This is a genomic window from Piscinibacter gummiphilus, assembly GCF_032681285.1.
GTDB classification, from domain to species: domain Bacteria; phylum Pseudomonadota; class Gammaproteobacteria; order Burkholderiales; family Burkholderiaceae_C; genus Rhizobacter; species Rhizobacter gummiphilus_A.
Genome location: NZ_CP136336.1, coordinates 3,301,744 through 3,323,846 on the forward strand (window position 1 = coordinate 3,301,744; position 22,103 = coordinate 3,323,846).

The 22,103-nt window shown below is 67.0% G+C and carries 19 protein-coding genes; 8 read left to right on the forward strand and 11 right to left on the reverse strand.

The features are described 5' to 3' along the window. Positions 1-15: 15 nt before the first annotated feature. Together RXV79_RS15390 and RXV79_RS15395 are read right to left on the reverse strand one after the other, a co-directional pair. On the reverse strand, positions 16-1,326 hold the full coding sequence (locus RXV79_RS15390; RefSeq protein WP_316698709.1) for a homoserine dehydrogenase: 1,311 nt from the start codon (positions 1,324-1,326) through the stop codon (positions 16-18). Positions 1,327-1,336: 10 nt separating this feature from the next. Continuing rightward, entirely contained in the window at positions 1,337-2,566 is a 1,230-nt protein-coding gene (locus tag RXV79_RS15395; protein WP_316698711.1) for a pyridoxal phosphate-dependent aminotransferase, read from the reverse strand. A 104-nt stretch (positions 2,567-2,670) separates the two neighbouring features. On the opposite strand from RXV79_RS15395, the gene RXV79_RS15400 reads away from it, so the two are divergent. Then, complete coding sequence (locus tag RXV79_RS15400) at positions 2,671-3,042, forward strand: Mth938-like domain-containing protein (RefSeq protein WP_316698714.1); 372 nt, start codon at positions 2,671-2,673, stop codon at positions 3,040-3,042. A gap of 102 nt (positions 3,043-3,144) precedes the next feature. Continuing rightward, positions 3,145-3,621, forward strand: a complete 477-nt coding sequence (locus tag RXV79_RS15405) for a peroxiredoxin (RefSeq protein WP_316698715.1) — start codon at positions 3,145-3,147, stop codon at positions 3,619-3,621. Positions 3,622-3,697: 76 nt separating this feature from the next. Here the strand turns inward: RXV79_RS15405 and RXV79_RS15410 are convergent, their stop codons facing one another. Further along, positions 3,698-5,683, reverse strand: a complete 1,986-nt coding sequence (locus RXV79_RS15410) for an acyltransferase family protein (RefSeq protein WP_316698716.1) — start codon at positions 5,681-5,683, stop codon at positions 3,698-3,700. Positions 5,684-5,990: 307 nt separating this feature from the next. On the opposite strand from RXV79_RS15410, the gene RXV79_RS15415 reads away from it, so the two are divergent. Then, entirely contained in the window at positions 5,991-7,643 is a 1,653-nt protein-coding gene (locus RXV79_RS15415; RefSeq protein WP_316698718.1) for a PhoH family protein, read from the forward strand. 3 nt (positions 7,644-7,646) lie between these two features. Here RXV79_RS15415 and RXV79_RS15420 read toward each other — a convergent pair whose 3' ends face one another. Both RXV79_RS15420 and RXV79_RS15425 read right to left on the reverse strand, forming a co-directional pair. Then, complete coding sequence (locus tag RXV79_RS15420; RefSeq protein WP_316698720.1) at positions 7,647-9,533, reverse strand: propionate--CoA ligase; 1,887 nt, start codon at positions 9,531-9,533, stop codon at positions 7,647-7,649. Positions 9,534-9,562: 29 nt separating this feature from the next. After that, positions 9,563-10,543 carry an acrylyl-CoA reductase (NADPH) gene (locus RXV79_RS15425; RefSeq protein WP_316698721.1) on the reverse strand — a complete coding sequence of 327 codons (981 nt, stop codon included), beginning with the start codon at positions 10,541-10,543 and terminating at the stop codon, positions 9,563-9,565. Positions 10,544-10,711: 168 nt separating this feature from the next. On the opposite strand from RXV79_RS15425, the gene RXV79_RS15430 reads away from it, so the two are divergent. The 3 genes from RXV79_RS15430 to mobA are packed head-to-tail and all read left to right on the forward strand — an operon-like array spanning position 10,712 to position 13,128. Next, positions 10,712-11,380 carry a C40 family peptidase gene (locus tag RXV79_RS15430; RefSeq protein ID WP_316698722.1) on the forward strand — a complete coding sequence of 223 codons (669 nt, stop codon included), beginning with the start codon at positions 10,712-10,714 and terminating at the stop codon, positions 11,378-11,380. Between the two features lie 43 nt (positions 11,381-11,423). Then, positions 11,424-12,548 (forward strand): GTP 3',8-cyclase MoaA, encoded by a 1,125-nt coding sequence (moaA, locus tag RXV79_RS15435; protein ID WP_316698723.1) that lies wholly within the window; start codon positions 11,424-11,426, stop codon positions 12,546-12,548. Positions 12,549-12,552: 4 nt separating this feature from the next. Beyond that, positions 12,553-13,128, forward strand: a complete 576-nt coding sequence (gene mobA / locus RXV79_RS15440; RefSeq protein ID WP_316698724.1) for a molybdenum cofactor guanylyltransferase MobA — start codon at positions 12,553-12,555, stop codon at positions 13,126-13,128. Here the strand turns inward: mobA and RXV79_RS15445 are convergent, their stop codons facing one another. The 4 genes from RXV79_RS15445 to RXV79_RS15460 all read right to left on the reverse strand — a co-directional run bounded on the left by RXV79_RS15445 (position 13,129) and on the right by RXV79_RS15460 (position 18,793). After that, positions 13,129-16,212, reverse strand: coding sequence for an efflux RND transporter permease subunit (locus RXV79_RS15445; protein WP_316698725.1), 3,084 nt, complete (start codon positions 16,210-16,212; stop codon positions 13,129-13,131). A 17-nt stretch (positions 16,213-16,229) separates the two neighbouring features. Beyond that, the gene (locus RXV79_RS15450) at positions 16,230-17,429 is read right to left on the reverse strand and encodes an efflux RND transporter periplasmic adaptor subunit (protein WP_316698727.1); all 1,200 of its coding nucleotides are present in this window, start codon (positions 17,427-17,429) and stop codon (positions 16,230-16,232) included. A gap of 64 nt (positions 17,430-17,493) precedes the next feature. Then, positions 17,494-17,979 (reverse strand): ribonuclease HI, encoded by a 486-nt coding sequence (gene rnhA / locus RXV79_RS15455; protein WP_316698729.1) that lies wholly within the window; start codon positions 17,977-17,979, stop codon positions 17,494-17,496. Beyond that, a complete protein-coding gene (locus tag RXV79_RS15460) occupies positions 17,954-18,793 on the reverse strand; it encodes a class I SAM-dependent methyltransferase (protein WP_316698730.1) in 840 nt (279 codons plus the stop codon). Before RXV79_RS15460 ends, rnhA begins: the two co-directional genes overlap by 26 nt. Positions 18,794-18,805: 12 nt before the next feature. On the opposite strand from RXV79_RS15460, the gene gloB reads away from it, so the two are divergent. Together gloB and RXV79_RS15470 are read left to right on the forward strand one after the other, a co-directional pair. Further along, on the forward strand, positions 18,806-19,579 hold the full coding sequence (gene gloB / locus RXV79_RS15465; protein ID WP_316698731.1) for a hydroxyacylglutathione hydrolase: 774 nt from the start codon (positions 18,806-18,808) through the stop codon (positions 19,577-19,579). Continuing rightward, positions 19,576-21,159, forward strand: coding sequence for a transglycosylase SLT domain-containing protein (locus RXV79_RS15470; protein WP_316698732.1), 1,584 nt, complete (start codon positions 19,576-19,578; stop codon positions 21,157-21,159). Before gloB ends, RXV79_RS15470 begins: the two co-directional genes overlap by 4 nt. Before the next feature lie 5 nt (positions 21,160-21,164). Here RXV79_RS15470 and recR read toward each other — a convergent pair whose 3' ends face one another. Together recR and RXV79_RS15480 are read right to left on the reverse strand one after the other, a co-directional pair. Beyond that, positions 21,165-21,752, reverse strand: a complete 588-nt coding sequence (recR, locus tag RXV79_RS15475) for a recombination mediator RecR (RefSeq protein ID WP_316698733.1) — start codon at positions 21,750-21,752, stop codon at positions 21,165-21,167. Positions 21,753-21,755: 3 nt separating this feature from the next. Continuing rightward, positions 21,756-22,082, reverse strand: coding sequence for a YbaB/EbfC family nucleoid-associated protein (locus RXV79_RS15480; protein ID WP_316698735.1), 327 nt, complete (start codon positions 22,080-22,082; stop codon positions 21,756-21,758). Positions 22,083-22,103: the final 21 nt, after the last annotated feature.

Consider the following 22,103-nt stretch of genomic DNA (forward strand, 5'->3'; position numbering starts at 1 on the left):
GTTGCTCAAAGCGGCTCAGTTGAGCTCTTCCTTGCGGATGCGGACGATCGGGGCGAGCACGGTGGGCAAGGCCTGCATCTGGGCGATGGCCTTGTTCATCTCGCCTTCCACGGTGTCGTGCGTGAGGATGATCACATCGGTCTGGGCTTCGCCTTCGGCCGACTCGCGCTGCAAGAGCGCGTCGATCGAGATGCCGCGCTCGGCCAGGATGCCGGTGATGCGTGCCAGCACGCCGGCCTGGTCAGCCACCTGCAGGCGCAGGTAAAACGAGGTGACCACTTCGTCCATGCCGAGGATCGGCGTGTTGGCGAGCTCGTTTGGCTGGAAGGCGAGGTGCGGCACGCGGTGGTCGGGGTCGGCGGTGTGCAGGCGGGTGATGTCGACGAGATCGGCGATCACGGCCGAGGCAGTGGGCTCCGAGCCCGCGCCCTTGCCGTAGTACAGCGTCGTGCCAACGGCGTCGCCGTGGACCACCACGGCGTTCATCGCGCCTTCGACGTTGGCGATGAGGCGCTTGGACGGGATCAGCGTCGGGTGCACGCGGAGCTCGAAGCCCTTGTCGCGCCGCTTGGTGATGCCCAGCAGCTTGATGCGATAACCCAGCTGCTCGGCGTAGTTGATGTCGGCCGCCTGGAGCTTGGTGATCCCCTCGACATGCGCCTTGTCGAACTGCACGGGGATGCCGAAGGCGATGGCGCTCATGATGGTCGCCTTGTGCGCCGCGTCCACGCCTTCGATGTCGAAGGTCGGGTCGGCCTCGGCATAGCCCAGGCGTTGCGCTTCCTTCAGCACCACGTCGAAGTCGAGGCCCTTGGCGCGCATCTCCGACAGGATGAAGTTGGTGGTGCCATTGATGATGCCGGCGATCCACTCGATGCGGTTGGCGGTGAGGCCCTCGCGCAGTGCCTTGATGATGGGAATGCCACCGGCCACGGCCGCTTCGAAGGCGACGATCACGCCCTTGGCATGTGCGGCGGCGAAGATCTCGGTGCCGTGCACCGCAAGCAGCGCCTTGTTGGCGGTGACCACATGCTTGCCCGCGGCGATGGCTTCCATCACCAGCGTCTTGGCGATGCCGTAGCCGCCGATCAGCTCGATGACGATGTCGATCTCGGGATTGGCGATCACCTCGCGGGCGTCGCCCACGACCTTGGCCCCATCGCCCACCACCGACTTCGCGCGGGCGGTGTCAAGGTCGGCCACCATGGTGATCTGAATACCGCGGCCCGCACGGCGGCGGATTTCTTCCTGGTTGCGCTGGAGCACGTTGAACGTGCCGCTGCCGACGGTGCCGATGCCGAGGAGGCCGACTTGGATGGGTTTCATGTCTTGAGGCTCAGTGATGCCGCTTGGCGTAGTGATGCAGGAAGCGCGCGATGCGGCCGATCGCGTCGGTGAGGTCGTCGCTGTTGGGCAGGAAGACCACGCGGAAGTGGTCGGGCTGCGTCCAGTTGAAGCCGGTGCCTTGCACGATCAGCACCTTCTCTTCGGCGAGCAGCTCGTAGGCGAACTGCTGGTCGTCCTGGATGGGGTACATCTTCGGGTCCAGGCGCGGGAACATGTAGAGCGCGGCCTTGGGCTTGACGCAGGTGACGCCGGGGATGTCGGTCAGGAGCTTGTGCGCAAGGTCACGCTGGCGGCCCAGGCGACCGGTGGGCGCGACCAGGTCCTTGATGCTCTGGTAGCCGCCGAGTGCGGTCTGGATGGCGAGCTGGCCTGGCGTGTTGGCGCACAGACGCAGCGAGGCCAGCATGTTCAGGCCCTCGATGTAGTCCTTGGCGTGGCGCTTCTCGCCCGACACCACCATCCAGCCGGCGCGGTAGCCGCAGGCGCGGTAGTTCTTGCTCAAGCCGTTGAAGGTGACGAAGAGCACGTCATCGGCCAACGAGGCCATGCTGGTGTGCACGTTGCCGTCGTACAGGGTCTTGTCGTAGATCTCGTCGACCAGCACGATGAGCTGGTGCTGGCGCGCCACTTCGATGATGTCGAGCAGCACGCTTTCGGGGTACAGGGTGCCGGTCGGGTTGTTGGGGTTGATGACGACGATGGCGCGCGTGTTCGAGGTGATCTTGCGCTTGATGTCGGCCACGTCGGGCATCCAGTCGGCCTGCTCGTCGCACATGTAGTGCACTGGCGTGCCACCCGACAGGCCTGTGACCGCCGTCCACAGCGGGTAGTCGGGCGCGGGGATCAGCACCTCGTCACCGTTGTTGAGCAGCGCATTGAGGCTCATCGCGATCAGCTCGGAGGCGCCGTTGCCGAGGTAGACGTCGTCGACCGTCACGCCGGTGATGTTCTTTTCCTGGGTGTAGTGCACCACCGCTTTGCGCGGGGCGAAGAGACCCTTGCTGTCGGTGTAGCCCGCTGCCACCTGCGAGGGCAGGTTGCGGATCATGTCCTGCACGATCTCGTCGGGCGGCTCCAGGCCGAAGGCGGCCACGTTGCCGATGTTGAGCTTGATGATCTTCTGGCCCTCGTCCTCCATCTGGCGGGCCTTTTCCAGCACCGGCCCGCGGATGTCGTAGGCCACGCTGGCCAATTTGCCGGACTTGACGATGGGCTTCAACACGGTCTCCAAAGCGGCGCAAAGCCTAGAATTATCCCTGATCGCCCCCACTTCCATGCCTGTCGCACCCACCTCGTGCGACAACGTTTTTCCGGATCCGTGATTTGAAGCTCCAACCTGACCGCATCGAAGGCGTGAACGTCATTTCAGGCCTGAGCGCCGACGCCGTGTCGGTCAACGGCGTGGCCCACACCCGCAGCATCGTGATCCCCTGGGTGGGCGAGGTCAGCCCTTGGGGCAGCGCCGGATTCGAGGCGCTCACCGCAGACGATTTCGACCGGCTGGCAGCGCTGGAACCCGAACTCATCATCTTCGGCAGCGGCAAGCGCATCCGTTTCGTACCACCCCTGTTGCTGCGCAGCCTGATGGCACGTCGCATCGGCATCGAGACGATGGACACCGCAGCCGCTTGCCGCACGTACAACGTGCTGGCCGGCGAGAGCCGCAAGGTCGTCGCGGCCTTGCTCCTGGGCTGATCCCTCGCCCCTTTTGGGGACGGTTCGGCCAGCGCTTCGAGCACTCGCGAGCCCTTATAATCACGAGCTACGCCTTACAGGGCGCAACCTCCAGAATTCTTCATGACGCCAGCCCTCAATAAACCCCTCCCGGAATTTGAAGCGCTCGCAACCGGCGGCGTGAAGTTCACGCCGCAGGCATACGCCGGGCAAACGGTTGTGCTGTACTTCTACCCCAAGGACAACACCCCCGGCTGCACCACCGAAGCGATGCAGTTCCGTGACCGCCACAAAGACTTCGTCAAGGCCGGCGCCGTGGTGTTCGGCGTCTCGCGCGACAACATGGCCTCGCACGACAAGTTCAAGCAGAACCTGGAACTGCCCTACGAGCTGATCGCCGACACCGAAGAGAAGCTCTGCCACATGTTTGGCGTGGTCAAGAACAAGATCATGTACGGCAAGAAGGTCAAGGGAATCGAGCGCAGCACCTTCCTGATCGATGGCGACGGCATCCTGCGCGAGGAATGGCGCGGCATCAAGGTTGCCGGCCACGTCGACGAAGTGCTGAAGGCGGTCAAGTCGCTCAAGAAGGCGGCCTGACGCGGTTCAGCTCACAAAAAAGGCCTGCTCTAGCAGGCCTTTTGCTTTCTTGTTCGACGCTGGCGCGTTTGGCGCCTCAGCGCATCAATCGACTTTGCAGCACGGGTGGCCCGCTCATCTGAGCAGCAAGCGCCTGCGCCCATCGGGTGCTGCCCGAGCGGGCGAGATGGCCGCTGTCGAAATACACGGGGTCACCATCCACCACCGAGGCACACGCCCCGGCCCGGCACAAGACCTGGGACGGCGAGAACGACCCGGCGATGTAGGGCCGGTTGCGCTCCAGGGCCTGGAAGAAGAAGTCCGTCTGCTCCCTATATTCGGTGAAGCTGAAGTCGAGGCGGGCTGGCTCGCCCCGCATGAGCGCCGTGGCAGCCCGCCTGGGCACGTGCGCACGCGCCCCCGGCAACGGCTCCCACACATAGACCTCCTTGCCATGCGCCTGCAGTTCACGCACCGTGGCGTCGAACTGCCGCTGGAACAGGGCGAGCGAATCCTGCAGGTTGAGATGCCGATCGGGGGACGTGGCGAGCCACCCAGCACCTTGGTGCCAGGTCGACACCAGAAACACCTTTCTGACTCGAGGGTCCTGCACAGCGGTGGCCATCATCGCGTCGTTCAGCGCGTGACAGGCGGTGCCGCCGCGCGGGATGTGCACGCCCCACAGCGGCGGGCATGAGTGCATGAAGGCAAACCGGCCGGCCTGCCCGGTGTTCTTCAACCAGAGGTCGATTGCCTCCTGGGCAGCCCAGGCATGCGAATCGCCCCATACCAGCCATTCCTGCGGTCGATCCGCCGCCCCAAGCGAACACAGCGCTGGACGCGCCGCCTCGCTGGCGGTGCGGGACTCCGGACAGCGATCGCTCGGCCGGTCATTCGCGAAGGCTCCCATTCGGGCCACGTCGGGCGGCAGCCGCTGCGGCATCCCGTGGGTGGCGATCACCGTGGCGCACAGCGCCACGCTCGCGACCAAGCCGGCCCCGTAGCCCTTGACCAGGTGGCGGATGCGGGGCATCAGGGAGCCGTCGCGGAACGGTGTCTCCACCCAGCGATAGATCAGCACCGAAACCAGGAAGCACAAGGCCATCATCGCGACACGCCATCCAAGGGTGTAGCCATCACCCAACTCCTGGGAGGCGAAGACGTTGATCGGCCAGTGCACCAGGTACAGCGAATAGGAGAGGCGCCCGATGGCGACCATGGGGCTCGTCGACAGCAGGCGCGTCGACCAGGCTTCGGCCTCCGCACCGGCCAGGATCAGGCTCGACGCCCCGAGTGTGGGCAACAGGGCAAAGGCGCCCGGGAAGCGCGTGTCGGCGGTGTAGCCCACCACGGCAGAGACCACCAGGATGACCCCGGCCACCCCCAGCAGCTGCGCCAGCATGTGGTGCCGCGGGCGCGGCGCCCAGGTGAGCAGCGCCCCCATCAGCAACTCCCAGGCGCGTGTGGGCATGAGGTAGAAGACGGCCTCTGGCTTGGTGCCGACAAGCGCCAGGTTCAGCGCGAAGGAGACAAGCGCCGCGCCCAGCAGGATCAACGGCGCCCGGCGAGGCGCGAACTTGAGCACCAGCACCAGCATCAGGGGATAGAGGATGTAGAACTGCTCCTCCACCGAGAGCGACCAGGTGTGCAGCAGGTAGATGCTGCCTGCCTGGAGGCCGAAGTAGTTGACGTTGCGCCAGAAGTAGATGTTGGCCACGTAGAACTGAGTGGCTATCACTTCCTCGGCCAGCTGCTCGAAGTCCGCCTGCACCATGCGCAGCGCGCCGTAGGCGAGCACCGCGGCCAGCACCACGAACAAGGCGGGCGCCAGCCGGCGCAAGCGCTTGGCCCAGAATCCCACCAGCGAAAACCGCTGGGCCCCCACCTGCTGGCGGATGATGGCCGTGATGAGGTATCCGGAGATGACGAAGAAGACGTCGACGCCGACGAATCCGCTGTCGCCACCCGCAAAAAGGTGGAAGTGGAAGACGACCACCAGCAGCACTGCGATCGTGCGGAGCCCGTCGATGTCCGGGCGATACGAAATGCCCCCCTCGCGGGCTGGATGTGAAACCACCTGCATTCGCTCCCTCTCCCCTGTCTACTTCTGTGTTTATGGCCGGCTTCGACCGATTCGGCTCGGGCCGAAGTCTGCTGGGTGACGCCCGCGGGCGTCATCCCTCAAGCCAGGGAGCAAGCAGCCCGCTGGAAGCGGGGTTTCTCACGTGTCTTTTGTTTTTCAACCACGCTCCGTGCATGGCGGTTGAGTCGCCACTTCACTTGTGCATAATGTTTTTCATGCCCGTGTGTTGTGAACCTCGTGCTCCCCAGACAAAGCCGCACAGTCGACTGTGCGGCTTTTTTGTTTTCTCACTGCCGCACTGAACTACATGCCACTGCCCAAGCCGCCTGCCAAACGAGCCGCCCTCCTCACCCCCGCCGACTTCGAATCCCAGGCCGCGCCCAAACCGGGCAAACGAACGCAGAAACACGCCGCCTCCGACCCCAGCGGCCCCGCCGTGCTGGACCTCCTGGAGCCTCCGCGTGAAGCCGCCCCGCTGATCGCACGCGCTGCGGTACCCGCCCCCATGGCCGCCCGCCCGCCGCTGCCCGAGCCTCGCCGCCGCAAGCCCAGGCACACCGGCCCGGCCAAGCTCTTCGTGCTCGACACCAACGTGCTGATGCACGACCCGATGAGCGTGTTCCGCTTCGAGGAGCACGACGTCTACCTGCCAATGATCACGCTCGAAGAGCTGGACGATCACAAGAAAGGCATGTCGGAAGTCGCTCGCAACGCCCGCCAGGTGAGCCGTGACCTCGACGCGCTGGCCGCCGCGCTGTCCGACGGCAACGGCCGCGACATGGTCGATGGCCTGCCGCTCGACAGCACCGGCCACAAGGACGCCCAGGGCAAGCTCTTCTTCCAGACCACGCTCGTCAACGTCGCCCTGCCCGCCGGCCTGCCGCAAGGCAAGGCCGACAACCAGATCCTCGGTGTGGTGCAGGCGCTGCGCGAGCAGCACCCCAAGCGCGAGGTCGTGCTGGTGTCGAAAGACATCAACATGCGCATCAAGGCGCGTGCGCTCGGGCTCAACGCGGAAGACTATTTCAATGACAAGACGCTCGAAGACGGCGACCTGCTCTACACCGGCGTGCAGCCGCTGCCGTCCGACTTCTGGGACTTGCACGGCAAGACCATGGAGAGCTGGAACCAGGGTGGCAGCACCTACTACCGCATCAGCGGGCCGATGGTGCCGCAGTTGATGGTCAACCAGTTCGTCTACCTCGAAGCGCCGGGCGCTGCGCCGCTGTACGCCAAGGTCGCCGAGATCACCGGCAAGACCGCGGTGCTGCGCACGCTGCGCGAATACACGCACCAGAAGAACGCCGTCTGGGGCGTGACGGCCCGCAACCGCGAGCAGAACTTCGCCCTCAACCTGCTGATGGACCCGGAGTGCGACTTCATCACCCTCACCGGCACCGCCGGCACCGGCAAGACGCTGATGACGCTCGCCGCCGGCCTGAGCCAGGTGATGGACGACCGCCGCTACACCGAGATCATCGTCACCCGCGTGACCGTGCCCGTCGGTGAAGACATCGGTTTCCTGCCCGGCACCGAAGAGGAAAAGATGGGCCCGTGGATGGGCGCGCTCGACGACAACCTCGAGGTGCTGTCCAAGACCGACAGCGGTGCCGGCGAATGGGGCCGTGCGGCCACCAACGACCTCGTGCGCAGCAAGATCAAGATCAAGAGCCTGAACTTCATGCGCGGGCGCACCTTCCTCAACAAGTTCGTCATCATCGACGAGGCGCAGAACCTTACGCCCAAGCAGATGAAGACGCTGATCACCCGCGCCGGCCCCGGCACCAAGATCGTCTGCCTGGGCAACCTCGCGCAGATTGACACGCCTTACCTGACGGAAGGCAGCTCCGGCCTCACCTACGCTGTCGACCGTTTCAAGGGCTGGCCGCATTCGGGCCACGTGACGCTGGCACGCGGCGAACGTTCGCGCCTCGCGGACTTCGCATCCGAGGTGCTGTAACGCTCAGACCAGGTCGCGGATCTGCTGCAGTGCCGTCGGGTCCTCGATCGTGGTCAGGTCGCCGGGGTCGCGCCCTTCGCAGACGGCCTGGATCGCGCGGCGAAGCAGCTTGCCCGAGCGGGTCTTGGGCAGCCCCGTCACGAACCGGACTCGCGCCGGGCGGGCGACGGCCCCAAGCCCGTGGTCGACCGTCTTCATGATCTCGCCTTCGAGCTTGAGCTTGCCGGCATCGTCGGCGATGAGGCTTGCATCGCGCACGACGGCGAACGCCATCGCCACCTGGCCCTTGAGTGCATCGGCCACGCCCACGACCGCCACCTCGGCCACCGCCGGGTGGCTGGAGATGCTCTCTTCGATCTCGCGTGTGCCGAGCCGATGGCCGGCCACGTTAATCACGTCGTCGGTGCGGCCGAGGATGAAGTAGTAGCCGTCTTCGTCGCGAATGCCCCAGTCGAAGGTGCTGTAGACCATGCGGCCGGGCACCGTCGTCCAGTAGGTCTTCACGAAGCGCTCGTCGTCGCCCCACACCGTCTGCATGCAACCCGGTGGCAGCGGCCCTTCGACCGCGAGCACGCCTTTCTGGTTGGCGCCGGTCAGCTCGTCGCCCGTCGCTTCGTTCAGCAGCTTCACGTCGTAGCCGTACATCGCGAAGCCGGGGCTGCCGAACTTGCTCTTCGCCTTCTCGATGCCATTGGCGATGGTGAGGATGGGCCAGCCGGTCTCGGTCTGCCAGTAGTTGTCGATGACCGGCTTGCCGAGGGCCTTGGCGATCCAGGTGGCGGTGGGTTCGTCGAGCGGCTCGCCGGCCAGGAAGAGCGCACGCAGCGAGCCCAGGTCGTGCCCGCGGATGAAACTCTCGTCGTGTTTCTTCAACACGCGCACCGCGGTGGGTGCCGTGAACATCAGGTTGACCTTGTACTTCTCGACCAGGCTCCACCAGATGCCGGCGTCGGGCCGCACCGGGAGGCCTTCGTACATCAAGGTCGCCATGCCGGCGATCAGCGGGCCGTAGATGATGTAGCTGTGGCCCACCACCCAGCCGATGTCGCTCGCGCTGAAGAAGGTCTCGCCCGCCTTGCCCTGGAAGATGTGCTTCATGCTCGCGGCCAGTGCCACGGCGTAGCCGCCGGTGTCGCGTTGCACGCCCTTGGGCTTGCCGGTGGTACCGCTCGTGTAGAGCGTGTAGCTCGGGTCGGTGGCCCTGAGCCAGGCGCAGGGCACCTTGTCGTTCAGGTGCTTCTCGCGCAGCGTGGCGTAATCGACATCGCGCGAGCTGCGCTCGAAAGGTGCCAGGCCGCGGTCGACCATCAGCACGGTCTTCGGCTTGTGAGTGGACAAGCGCAGCGCCTCGTCGAGCAGCGGCTTGTAGGGCACGACCTTGCCGCTGCGGCTGCCGGCATCGGCGCTCACCACCACCGTGGGCGTCGCGTCGTCGATGCGGCTGGCCAGGCTGTTGCTCGCAAAACCGCCGAACACCACCGAGTGGATCGCCCCGATGCGCGCGCAAGCCAGCATCGCAAATGCCGCCTCGGGAATCATGGGCATGTAGATGAGCACCCGGTCGCCCTGCTTCACCCCGAGCGCCAGCAGGCACGCCGCCATGCGCTGCACCTCGGCGTGCAACTCGCGAAAGTTGTAGACGCGCTCCTGCCCGACCTCGGTCGACACCCAGATCAGCGCGCTCTGCTCGGGCCGCATCGCCACATGGCGGTCGACCGCGTTGTGGCAGAGGTTGGTCTCGCCGCCGACGAACCATTTGGCGAACGGCGGCTTGCTGTAATCGCAAATCGTCTGCGGCGGCTTGTGCCAGTCGATGAGCGCGGCCTGCTCTCGCCAGAAGCCGTCTCGGTCTTCGATCGAACGGCGGTGGAAATCGGCGTACCGGCTCATCGGGGTCTCCTGCTGCTATCGACCTGCTCTTATCGAATGTGCACGACCAGCCGGCCGCGCACCTTGCCGGCCATCAAGGCTTCGGCTCGCTCAATTGCGTCGCCGAGGTCGATGTCCTGCACCATGTGGTCGATCAGCTTAGGCTCCAAATCTTTCGCCAACCTGTCCCAGGCCTGTTGACGCAGCGCAAGCGGCGCCATCACGCTGTCGACACCCGCCAGGGTGACGCTGCGCAGGATGAAGGGCAGTACCGTGCCGGGCAGGTCGCTGCCCTGGGCCAGGCCGCAGGCGGCCACCACGCCGCCGTAGCGCGTCTGCGCACAGGCATTGACGAGCGTGTGGCTGCCGACGGCGTCAACGACCGCGGCCCATCGCTCCTTCTGCAGGGGCTTGCCGGGGGCCGACAGCTCGTTGCGGTCGATCAGGTCGGCCGCGCCCAGCGTCTTCAGGTACGCAGACTCGGCCGACTTGCCGGTCGACGCGATCACGCGGTAGCCCAGGCGCGCCAGCAGTGCGGTGGCCACGCTGCCCACGCCGCCCGTGGCCCCGGTCACCAGCACCTCACCATCGCCCGGCTTCACGCCGTGGCGCTCGAGCGCCAGCACGCACAGCATCGCGGTGTAGCCGGCAGTGCCGATGGCCATCGCCTGGCGCGCGTCGAAGGCGGCCGGCAGCTTCACCAGCCAGTCGCCCTTGAGCCGGGCCCGCTCGGCGAGGCAACCCCAATGGACCTCGCCGACGCCCCAGCCGTTGAGCACGAAGCGGTCGCCCGGCTTCCAGCCTGGGTGCTGGCTTTCGAGCACCGTGCCGGCACCGTCGATGCCAGCGACCATGGGCCACTGGCGCACCACCGGCGCCTTGTTGGTGATGGCGAGACCATCCTTGTAGTTGAGGGTCGAGCATTCAACCTGCACCAGCACGTCGCCCGCGGGCAACCGGGCGTCGTCCACGGCTTGAACACGGGCGCTGAACCCCGCGTCGGTCTTTTCCAGCAGCAAAGCTTTGAACATGTTTCAACTCCAATACAGAGAAGCGCAGGCTAACCGTTGAGCCCTGGCCCTGCATTGGGGGCGGCCACGAGCGAACACCGCCCCAAGCATGAAGAAGGTCGGTTAAGTCCCTGTCGCACCTGTCTTTTCGGTTGACTGCGTTCGGCGCGCTCCCCTATCCTGCGACCCATGTCCCGCCTGCCCTTGCCCTGTCTGCGATCAGCGCTCCTTGCGCTGGCCTGCGCAGGCGCGGCTGCGGCCGCCCAGGCGGCTCCCGACAACCAGGACGTCGTCGCCCAGTTGCTCATCGAGCGCGGCGTGCTGAGCGCGCCCCACACCTCGGGCACCACGGCCGTCGACAGCGCGGCCGCCATCGGCCGCCAGGTGCGCGACACCACCTCGGGCCTTGTGCTCTCGGCGATGAACTTCCTGGGCGTGCCCTACAAGCGCGGCGGCAACAACTCCGACGACGGTTTCGACTGCAGCGGGTTCACCCGCCACATCTACGAAACCACGCTCGGCCTGGTGCTGCCCCGCCGTGTCGACGACCAGGCCAAGGCAGCGGGCTTTTCGGCCGTCAAGCGCGATGAGCTGCAGCCCGGCGACCTGGTCTTCTTCAACACCCTGCGCCGCACCTTCTCGCACGTGGGCATCTACGTCGGCGAAGGCAAGTTCATCCATGCACCGCGCTCGGGTGGCGAAGTGCGGGTGGAAAGCATGGGCGTGAAGTACTGGGCCAAGCGCTTCACCGGCGCCCGGCGTGCGGACACCGCGGCCACACTGACCGCCACACCCCCTGCGCCTTCCGCCCAGCCGGCCGCTGGCGCAGCACCCGCCATCCCGAACGAGTTCCCTTGACGCCGCACAGGCGCGCGAGGCGCCGCAGCGGCACAATCGACCGATGACCGAGAAAGTCATCCCCCTCGCCGACCACCGCTATGCCGCGTCGGTCCCGCGCATTCCAGCGCAGCCGATCGCCGCCACGGGGCTGCTGTCGGACACCCTCGGCCGCCCCCTGCGCGACCTGCGCATCTCGGTCACCGACCGATGCAACTTCCGCTGCAGCTACTGCATGCCCAAGGAAGTCTTCGACAAGCACTACCAGTTCCTCCCGCACACCTCGCTGCTGAGCTTCGAGGAGATCACCCGCACCGCCCGCCTCTTCGCCGCCCACGGCGTGCAGAAGATCCGACTCACCGGCGGCGAGCCGCTGCTGCGCAAGAACGTCGAAGTGCTGATCGAGATGCTGGCGCAGCTGCGCACGCCTGATGGCCAGCCGCTCGACCTCACCCTCACCACCAACGGCTCGCTGCTCGCCCGCAAGGCGCAGGCACTGAAAGACGCCGGGCTCAAGCGCATCACCGTGAGCCTCGATGCGCTGGCCGACCCCATCTTCCGCCGCATGAACGACGCCGACTTCCCCGTCGCTGACGTGCTGGCCGGCATCGAGGCCGCCGAGCGGGTGGGCCTCGGCCCGATCAAGGTCAACATGGTGGTGCAGCGCGGCGTCAACGACCACGAGATCGTGCCGATGGCGCGCCATTTCCGCGAGCACTTCGGCGGCCGGGTGGTGCTTCGCTTCATCGAATTCATGGACGTGGGCGAGACCAACGGCTGGCGCATGGACCAGGTCGTGCCTTCCTCCGAAGTCATCGCCCGCTTGAACGAAGCCTTCCCGCTGCGGGCCATCGATGCCAACTATGCCGGCGAGACCGCCGAGCGCTGGGCCTACACCGACGGCCAGGGCGAGATCGGCGTGATCTCGAGCGTGACGCACGCCTTCTGCCGCGACTGCAACCGCGCCCGACTGTCGACCGAAGGCAAGCTCTTCCTCTGCCTCTTCGCGAACCAGGGGCACGACCTGCGCTCGCTGCTGCGCGGCGGCTACAGCGACGAGCAGATCGCCAGCGCCATCGGGCTCATCTGGCAGGGCCGCGGTGACCGCTATTCCGAGCTGCGCGGCGCGCAAGCCGCCGACACCGGCTCGGGGCAGCGCCGCGTCGAGATGCACTACATCGGCGGTTGATTCGGTGGTGGAGCGTGCCGAAATCACCGGCCTCGTGCTGGCCGGCGGCCAGGGGAGCCGGCTCGGTGGCGTGGACAAGGGCCTGCAGATGTACCGAGGCCAGCCGCTCGCAAGGACTGCCCTGGAGCGCCTCTCACCGCAAGTCGGCCGGGTGATGCTCAGCGCGAACCGCCACCTCGACGACTACGCCCGCTGGGGCGTGCTGGTGTGGCCGGACCCTGCGGACCTCGCGGGTTACCAGGGGCCGCTGGCGGGTTTCCTGTCCGGGCTGCAGCACGCCGAAACGCCTTACCTCGTCACCGTGCCCTGCGATTGCCCGCAGTTCCCGGCAGACCTGGTGGCCCGCCTCGCCGAAGCGATGCATGACGGCGTCGATCTGGTGCTGGCCCGCACCGACGCGGGCCCGGAGCCGGCCTTCTGCCTGATGCGTCGCAGCCTTGCGGCCGACCTGCGCCGCTACCTCGAATCGGGCGAGCGCAAGGTCGGCCGGTGGATGGCGCAGTTGCGGCGCGCCGAGGTCACGTTCGACGACCCGGCCGCCTTCTTCAACATCAACACGCCCGACGACCTGGCGCGTTGATCACGCATGGGCCGCGTGCGAGCCCTCATCAGGGTCGGCCGGTGTCTCGATCGCGCCCGGCACCGCACTGCGCGCGAAGAGCGAATACACCGTGGGCACCACGAAGATCGTGAGCAAGGTGCCCAGCGACATGCCGCCCACGATCACCCAGCCGATCTGCTGGCGGCTCTCGGCGCCAGCGCCCTCGGCGAGCGCCAGGGGCAGCGCGCCCAGCACCATCGCGCCGGTGGTCATCAGGATGGGGCGCAGCCGCAGCGCGGCGGCCTCGGTGACCGCGTCGAAGACCGAGCGACCCTGCTGCCGCAGCTGGTTGCTGAACTCCACGATCAGGATGCCGTGCTTGGTGATGAGGCCCACCAGCGTGATGAGGCCGATCTGCGAGTAGACGTTGAGCGTGCCACCCGCCAGCTGCAGCGCCGCCAGCGCCCCCACCATCGACAGCGGCACCGACAGCATGATGACGAACGGGTCGACGAAGCTCTCGAACTGCGCACTGAGCACCAGGAAGATGAAGAGCAGCGCCAGCGCAAACACCAAGCCCAGCGCCCCGCTCGACGAGCGGAACTCGCGCGACACACCGTTGAGCTCGGTCGAATAGCCCGGCTTCAACACCTTGCGTGCGGTGTCGTCCATGAACTGCAACGCTTCGCCCAGCGAATAGCCCGGCGCCAGGTTGGAGGTGATCGCCACCGAGCGCCGCTGGTTGAAGTGGTTGAGCTCGCGCGGGCTCACCGACTCGCGCACCTTCACGAGCGACGACAACGGCACCATCGCATCGCCACGCCCACGCACGAAGAGCTTGTCGATGTCTTCCGGCGTGGTGCGGCCGCGCATCTCGGTCTGCACCAGCACGTCGTACTGCTCGGCGTCGCGCTTGTAGCGGGTGACCGCCCGGCCGCCGAGCATGGTCTCGACGGTGCGGGCCACCTGGTCGACGCTCACGCCGGCATCGGCCGCACGATCTCGGTCGACTTCCAGAAAGATCTCGGGCTTGTTGAGGCGCAGGTCGGTGTCGGGCTGCACGAAGCCGGGGTTCTTGGCCATCTCGGCCAGCATCTGCTGCGTCACGCGCGAGAGGTTGTCGTAAGAGTCGTTGGTGACGATCACGTAGTTGATCGGCCGCTCGCGAAAGCCCTGGCCCAGGCTCGGCGGCGTGACCGGGAAGGCGGTCACGCCCGGCAGGCCAGCGAAACGCGGCTGCAGCTGGCGCGCGAGTTCGAGCGTGCTGCGGTCGCGCTCGTCCCAGTCGACGGTGCGCAGGAACGACACGCCTTGCGACACGGTGGGGTTGCCGGCCACCACGAAGACGCGGTCGAACTCGGGGTAGTCGCGGCCGATGCCCTCGATGGCGCGCAGGTAGCGCGCGGTGTAGTCGAGCGTGGAGCCGTCTGGCGCGTTGATGGTCGCAAGGATCACGCCGCGGTCTTCGAGCGGCGCGAGTTCGCTCTTGGCCGTGCGAAAGAGCTGCCAGCTGCCCGCCGCCGAGGCCACCATCACGACCAGCACCACCCAGCGGTGCGCCAGCGTCCAGCGCAGCGCGCGGCCGTAGGCGCGGGTCACCCGGTCGAGGCCCGCCTCCATGAGAACGTCGAAGCGCGTCGGCTTGGCCTCGTGGCGCAGCAGCTTGCTGCACATCATGGGCGTCAGCGTGAGCGCGACGAAGCCGGAGACGATCACCGCGCCCGCGAGCGTCAACGCGAATTCGGTGAAGAGCCGCCCGGTGCGGCCCGGTGCAAACGCCAGCGGGGCGAACACGGCCGCGAGCGTCATCGTCATCGCCACCACGGCGAAGCCGATTTCCTTCGCGCCCTTGAGCGCCGCCTGGAACGGCGACATGCCGTCTTCGATGTGGCGGAAGATGTTTTCCAGCACCACGATCGCGTCGTCGACCACCAGGCCAATGGCCAGCACGAGCGCGAGCAGCGTGAGCGTGTTGATGGTGAACCCGGCGAGCGCCATGATCGCGAAGGTGCCGACCAGGCTCACCGGAATGGTGACGAGCGGGATGACCGCCGCGCGCAGGTGCCGCAGGAAGAGAAACACCACGAGCGCCACCAGCACCACCGCTTCGGTGATGGTGCGGAACACCGACTTCACCGACTTGTCGATGAAGACCGAGTTGTCGTTCGCCACTTGCACGTTGATGCCGGGCGGAAGGTCTTGCTGCAGCTTGGGCAGCATCGTGCGCACGCCGGACGAGACCTCCAGCGGGTTGGCCGTGGCCTGGCGGATCACGCCGGCCGAGATCGACGGCACGCCATTCAGCCGCACGCTGCTGCGCTCGCTGGCCGCGGCCTGCTCGATGCGCGCCACGTCGCGCAGCCGCACGGTGTAGTTGTTGACGGTCTTGAGCGCCACGGCCCCGAACTGCGCTTCGGTATTGAGGTCGGTACGTGCGGTGACGCTGAACTCTCGCTGCTGGCTTTCGATGCGCCCGGCCGGCACTTCGAGGTTCTGCTTGCGCAGCGCGTCTTCCACGTCCTGCACCGTGAGGCGGTAGGAGGCGAGCTTGTCCGGGTCGAGCCAGATGCGCATCGAGAACTTGCGGTCGCCGTTGACCTGCACGTCGGCCACGCCGGACACGGTCTGCAGGCGGGGCTTCACGATGCGGTTGACCACGTCGGTCACCTGCAGCGGCGACAGGGTCTCGCTGGTGAACGCGAGCCAGATCGTGGGCGTGGCATCGGCCTCGACCTTCGCGATCACCGGCTCGTCGATCGCATCGGGCAGGCGCGCACGCACACGCGACACACGGTCGCGCACGTCGGCGGCGGCGTCGTCGGGGTTCTTCTCCAGCTTGAAGCGCACCGTGATCTGGCTCTGCTCCGAGCGCGAGATCGAGGTGATGATCTCCACGCCGTCGATACCGGCGATGGAGTCTTCGAGCGGCTTGGTGACCTGCGACTCGATCACCTCCGACGAGGCGCCGATCAGCTTGGTCGACACGTTGACAACCGGCTCGTCGATGCGCGGGTACTCCCGCACCTGCAGGCGGGTGAACGACACCGCACCGATCAGGATGAGCAGCAGCGACAGCACCGTCGCAAAGACCGGGCGGCGGATGGTGACGTCGGACAGCTTCATGTCGCGTGGCTCTCAGGTCACAGCGCCGTGGGCCGCGGGCCGCTGGCCGCCCCGCTCGCCGCACGCCCCGGGCCACCCGCGCGCTGCGGCTGGCTGAGGTCGACGACGCGCAGCGGCATCGGCTCGCGCATCAGCCGCGACTGACCTGCCGTGACCACCTGGTCGCCGGGGGCCAGCCCTTCGAGGATCTCGACCTTGCCCGGCAGCCGCATGCCGATGCGCGCTTCGATGCGCTGCGACTGCTTGCCCTTCGGCCCGTCGACCACCTTCACCAGGTATTGCTTGCCCGAGAGCGGCACGAGCGCTTCTTCCGGCACGACCAGCGCGTTGTTGCGGGTGGAGAAGACGATGCGCGTGCGGGCAAACATCCCCGAGCGCAGCTCACCGCCAGGGTTCTGCAGCCGTGCACGCACCAGCAGCGAGCGGCCGTTGGCGTCGAGCACCGAGTCGACTGCGTCGACATGGCCCTTGAAGGCGCGGCCGGGCATGGCGTCGAGCTGGGCCTCGACCGGCTGCCCCGTCTTCAGGCGCGCCACGTAGCGCTCGGCCAGGCGGAAGTCGAGCAACACGGTGGAGGTGTCTTCGACGTTGACGAGATCGGCGCCATCTTTCACGTAGTCGCCCACGTTGACGACGCGGATGCCGACGACGCCGTCGAACGGCGCCTCGATGCGCATGCGCGCGAGTTGTGCCTTGGCGAGCGCGACCTGCGCCTCGGCCACCTGCAGTGCCGCGGCGGTCTGGTCGACCATGCTCTGGCTCACGAAGTTGGCGGCCAGCAGCTCGCGGTTGCGTTGGAGGTTGGTGCGGGCGATGCTCGCCTGCGCTTCGGCCTGTTGCAGCTGCGCCTGCTGCAAGGTGTCATCGAGCTGCACCAGCATCTGGCCGCGCTTGACGCGCTGGCCGTCGGTGAAGCCGAGTTTCGAGATGCGCCCGCTGACCTCGGGCCGCAGCGTCACACCTTGTCGAGACCGCAGGGCGCCCACGCCTTGCGCATCGTCGGCGATGGACACCACTTCCACCTTGCCGACTTCCACCGGCACCGGCCCCGCGGGGCCTGCGGGCGCTCTGCCTGCCGCAACACCCGACGCGGTGACACTCGCGCCGGCCGTTCCCTCCACGCCCTGGGGCCCTGGCCCTTTGTGCTGGTACCACCAGGCGGCACCGCCGGCCAAGGAGATGCCCACCAGCGCCACCACGGTATGCAAAGTCTTCACGCTGTCCCTTGAATCGTTCCCACGGCACTGTAGCCCTGGGGTCGCCTTCCGGCGAGGATGGAAATCACGTAGAGGCTTGGCTCACGCCCCGGTTGGCCAGCGCATCGGCGCGCTCGTTGCCCGGGTCGCCGGCATGCCCCTTCACCCATCGCCACTCCACGTGGTGCAAGGCGCGCAGCGCATCGAGCCGCAGCCAGAGGTCGGCGTTCTTCACGGGTTTCTTGTCGGCCGTCTTCCAGCCGCGCTGCTTCCAGCCGTGGATCCACTCGGTGATGCCTTTTCGAACGTATTCACTGTCGGTGTAGAGCGTCACGTCGCAACTGCGCTTCAACGAAGCCAGAGCCTCGATCACCGCGGTTAGTTCCATGCGGTTGTTCGTGGTCTGACGCTCGCCTCCGTAGAGTTCTTTTTCATGCTCGCCGGTGCTGAGCCAGGCCCCCCAGCCGCCAGGCCCCGGGTTGCCCTTGCAGGCGCCATCGGTGTAGATCTTCACGGCCGGCCGGCGGATCACGGGCTTGGGCGCGTCAGTCAATGAAGGTATCGATGTCATGTTGCTGTGATGTTGCTGTGGTGCGGCGGACCACGGCGGGTGCCGCCTTCGCCGGCACTCGTTTGTGGCGCACGAGGCCCACGAGGCGCATGCCGCGCACGCGCTTCACGGCCACGAGCATGTAGGCGGCACCGAGCACCGGCCACCAGCGGCTGCCCGTGCCTTCCATCCATTCGAACCGTGCAAGCCAGGGCTCCGACACAAACGGCGGCTTGTAGCAACCGAAGCGCCCCTCTTCGATGTCGAAGCTGAGCAATCGCAGCCAGTCGCGCAAGCGCCAATAGCCGAGCAGTTCGCCTTCGCCCGGCATGAAGAGCGGCCGACCGCGCACCAGCCCCAGGCTGCGCAACACGCGGCCCATGCTCTGGCGCAGCGCCCACAGGCCGCCCGGGTTGAAGCCGAGGATGACGATCTTGCCTTCGGGCACCAGCACACGCTCCACTTCGCGCAGTGCCTGGTGCGGGTCGCGCGCACGCTCCAATGCGTGGGGCAGCACGACGAGGTCGAGGCTCTGGCTGTCGAAAGGCAAAGCGTCGAAATCGCAATGCAGCATCACCGCACGCGCGGCCGGAACTTCACCCTCGGTCGCAGACTCCATGTTTGAAGCGTGTGGGTGGTCCACCGCTTGCCATCGATGGGGCATGCGGTTGGCCCGCAGCGCATCGAGTTCGGGCAGGCCGAGCTGGAGCGCATGGAAGCCGAACATGTCGGCCACGCAGCGGTCGACCTGGGCCTGTTCCCAGGCCAGCAGATAACGGCCCGGTGGCGTCTTCAGCCAGGGGGCCAAACCTATAATCCCGCTGTTTTGCGCCATAAAAAACGCGCCATGAACCTGCAAGCACTGCCAGCCTTCTCGGACAACTACATCTGGATGCTTCACGATGGCCGGCAGGCGCTCGTTGTCGATCCGGGCGAATCGGCTCCAGTCGAGCACGCGCTCGATGCCCTGGGCTTGGTTCTCGCCGGGATTCTAGTGACCCATCACCACGGCGATCATGTTGGCGGCCTTTCTGCGCTTCGCCCACGCCTCCAGGGCCCGATCTTCGGGCCGGCGCGTGAAAAGATCCCGGAGCCCTACACCCCCGTCAACGACGGCGACGTGGTCGAGCTGCTCGGCCTTCGCTTCGAAGTGATCGACGTGCCCGGCCACACTGCCGGCCACATCGCCTACTTCCACCTGCCACCAGACGGCGAAGCACCTCTGCTCTTCTGTGGCGACACGCTCTTTTCCGGTGGCTGCGGGCGCCTCTTCGAAGGCACCCCGGCGCAGATGCACGCCTCGTTGTCGAGGCTGGCCACACTGCCCGGCCACACGCGGGTGTGCTGTGCGCACGAGTACACCTTGTCCAACCTGAAATTCGCGCACGCCGTCGAGCCCCACAACGACAGCCTGCAGGCCTACACCGCCCACTGCGAGCAATTGCGCGCACTGGGCCAGCCCACCTTGCCCAGTACCATCGAACAGGAGCGGCGCATCAACCCGTTCATGCGGTGCGGCGAGCCCGAGGTGAAGGCATCGGCGCTCGCCCACGGCGCGGCCAGCCAAGGCGGCGTCGATGTGCTGGCGACACTGCGCGAATGGAAAAACGAGTTCCGATGAGACTGATCCCCTGCCTGTTGTCTTTTCGCCTGCGCCACGGTGTCGTGCTGACGCTGGCCGCGGTGCTCGCAGCCTGCGCCACCCGCATCGAAGCACCCGACCAGCGAGCCGACATCCCGGCCGTGATTGCGCAGGTCGAACTTCCAGGCGGTGCCGCGTCGGCGCCCGCCGCCGCATCGGCAGTGGCGCCTGCGGCCTCGGCGGCTTCTGCACCGGCCGACGGCGGCGGGCCCGTGGCCGCCGCACCGGTCGACCCGCTGCGCCCCGAAGAGCCCGTCGACCTCGAATCCAAGACCGCCAACATCGACCTCTGGGAGCGTGTGCGCCGCGGCTTCACCATGCCCGACCTCGAGACACCGCTCGTGCGCACCGGCGAGCAGTGGTATTCGAGCCGCCCCGACTACGTGGCCCGCATGACCGAGCGTGGCAGCCGCTACCTCTTCCACATCGTCGAAGAGGTGGAGCGCCGCGGCATGCCCACCGAGCTGGCGCTGCTGCCCTTCATCGAAAGCGCCTTCAACCCGCAGGCGATCTCATCGGCCAAGGCTTCGGGCATGTGGCAGTTCATGCCGGCCACGGGCAAGAACTTCGACCTGCGCCAGAACGTCTTCCGCGACGACCGCCGCGACGTGCTCGCCTCCACCCGCGCCGCGCTCGACTACCTGCAGAAGCTCTACAACATGTTCGGCGACTGGCATCTTGCGCTGGCGGCCTACAACTGGGGCGAAGGCAACGTGATGCGTGCCATCGCGCGCAACAAGCGCGCCGGCAAGCCCGCGGGCTACCTCGACCTGCGCATGCCCAACGAGACCGCTTACTACGTACCCAAGTTGCAGGCGGTGAAGAACATCGTGGCGCGCCCCGACGCGTTCTCGCTCACGCTGCCGCCGCTGGCCAACCACCCCTACTTCCTGAGCGTGCCCATCGAGCGCGACATCGACGTCGCCACGGCGGTGCAACTCGCCGGCATTTCGCGCGACGAGTTCATGACGCTCAACCCGCAGATGAACAAGCCGGTGATCCTCGCGGCCGGCACGCCGCAGATCCTGCTGCCGTACGACAACGCGAGCCTTTTCGTGCGCAACGTCGCGGCCCACCGCGGCCCCTTCGCCACCTGGACGGCCTGGGTCGCCCCCAAGACGGTGAAGCCCTCGGAGGCGGCCAAGCAGTTCGGCATCAGCGAAGCCGAGCTGCGCGACGTCAACAAGATCCCGCCGCGCATGCTGGTGAAGGCCGGCTCGACACTGCTCGTGCCGCGCTCGGAGTCGCTGCTGAAAGACGTGTCGGTGCATCTCGCCGACAACGCGGTGATGACCCTCGCCCCCGAAGCCCTGCCGCCGCGGCGCATCACGCACCGTGCCGTCAAGGGCGACACGGTGGCGTCGATTGCGCGCCGCTACCGCGTGAGCGCCTCGCAGGTCGCCGTGTGGAACAAGGTTGCCGCCGGTGCGAGCTTTGCGGCCGGCCACAGCGTGGTCGTCTACGTGCCGCAGCGCCAGCCTGCGGTGCGCAGCAGCGCCAAGGCGAAGAAGCCGGCGATCAAGCGCAAGGCGACGGCCACGTCGCGCAAGCGCCGCTGAGGGGATCAGCGCCGGTCGACCAAGGCGTGGGCGATCGTGCCCAGGTCCACGTATTCGAGTTCGCTGCCGATCGGCACGCCGCGCGCCAGGCGTGTGACCTTCACGCCGCGCAGCTTCAAGGCTTCGGCGATCACGTGTGCCGTGGCCTCGCCTTCGGCGGTGAAGCTGGTGGCGACGATGACTTCGTCGACGCTGCCATCGCCTGCCCGGCTCACGAGCTGCTGCAGGCCGATGTCGCGCACGCCGATGCCGTCGAGCGGGCTCAGCCGGCCCATCAGCACGAAGTACAGGCCGCGATAGCTGCCGGTGCGCTCCATCGCCGCCTGGTCGGCGGGTGTCTCCACCACGCAGAGCAGGCGCTGGTCGCGGGTGTCGTCGAGGCAGGTGCGGCAGATCGCCGCTTCGGTGAAGGTGTGGCAGCGCTCGCAATGGCGGATGTCGTTCACCGCTGTCGTCAACGCGTGCGCGATGCGCTGGGCGCCCTCGCGGTCGTGCTGCAGCAGGTGGAAGGCCATGCGCTGCGCCGACTTCTGCCCTACGCCGGGCAGGCGGCGCAGGGCCTCGATCAGGCCTTCGAGCGCGGGCTCAGCCACTGATCAGAACGGGAACTTCATGCCCGGGGGCAGCGGCATCCCGGCGGTCAGCTTGCCCATCTTTTCCTGCGACACGGCCTCGGCGCGGCGCACCGCGTCGTTGAACGCTGCAGCGACCAGGTCTTCGAGCATGTCCTTGTCGTCGGCCAGCAGGCTTGGGTCGATGGCGACACGCTTCACGTCGTGCTTGCAGGTCATCGTGATCTTCACCAAGCCGGCACCCGACTGGCCTTCGACCTCGAGATTGGCCAGCTCTTCCTGAGCCTTCTTGAGGTTGTCCTGCATCGCCTGGGCCTGCTTCATCAGGCCGGCGAGTTGGTTCTTCATCATGAGCGTTCTCCTGGGTTCGGG